This window comes from Myxococcus sp. AB036A, from assembly GCF_006547355.1.
Classification (GTDB): domain Bacteria; phylum Myxococcota; class Myxococcia; order Myxococcales; family Myxococcaceae; genus Myxococcus; species Myxococcus virescens.
Map to the genome: position 1 here is coordinate 1 of NZ_VHLC01000227.1, position 753 is coordinate 753.

Consider the following 753-nt stretch of genomic DNA (forward strand, 5'->3'; position numbering starts at 1 on the left):
CCGCTCATCCACCTGCCCCTCCCCAGCGCCACCTCGCCAGGCCACACGCTGCCGTCAGCCGCCCACTGGCTTCTCGTGAGCCCTGCGAGACTGGGGAACTCGGACCGCTCGCGTCCGTGAGCGTGTAGCGGTCCAGCACTCCCCCAGCGCTGCCACTGTGCATCGTGCGTGGAACCACCACGTCCTCAGCCCCCGCTGTCGTCACCAACGTGCGCAGGTCGCTGCCATTGCGCACGTCCACTCGCCACACCATCGGCTGGTCGGCTTGCACCTCGTCGTGCGCGGGGGACTCACTTATCGGGACCCGACCGCGCCACGAGGCTGGCCTCGCGAGTAGGCTGTGTGCGTTGGTACTCCTAGACCCAAGCTTTGAGACAGCCATGCACCGAAGTCCTGGATCCATCCTCTCGACCCGAGGGGCCTCTCCGCGTCCTTTCCTCCCCGTCAACGCCCTGCTGGTGTCCGTACTGCTGGCCCTTGGCTCCGGCTGTGGCGACTCCAAGGCCGACAAGACGAACGACTGTCCGAACCCGTCCGTCGGCTGCGGCCAGCAGGACTCCGGGACGCCCGACGCGGGCAATCCGGACGCGGGCAATCCGGACGCGGGCATTCCCGACGCGGGCATTCCCGACGCGGGCGACCCCGACGCGGGCGACCCCGACGCCGGCAATCCGGACGCGGGGCATCCCGACGCTTGCAACCCCGACGCGGGCAATCCTGACGGCGGAGGCCCCCTGCCCACCGCCCCCACCC

Annotated in this window: 2 pseudogenes; one reads left to right on the plus strand and one right to left on the minus strand. The window is 70.3% G+C overall.

Features of this window, described 5'->3' with window-relative positions:
• Positions 1–124 precede the first annotated feature (124 nt).
• Positions 125–244, minus strand: a pseudogene (locus FL344_RS39645) (IS256 family transposase); the annotation flags it as partial.
• 136 nt (positions 245–380) lie between these two features.
• Here FL344_RS39645 and FL344_RS38205 point away from each other — a divergent pair.
• Positions 381–753 (plus strand): annotated as a pseudogene (locus FL344_RS38205) (RCC1 repeat-containing protein); the annotation flags it as partial.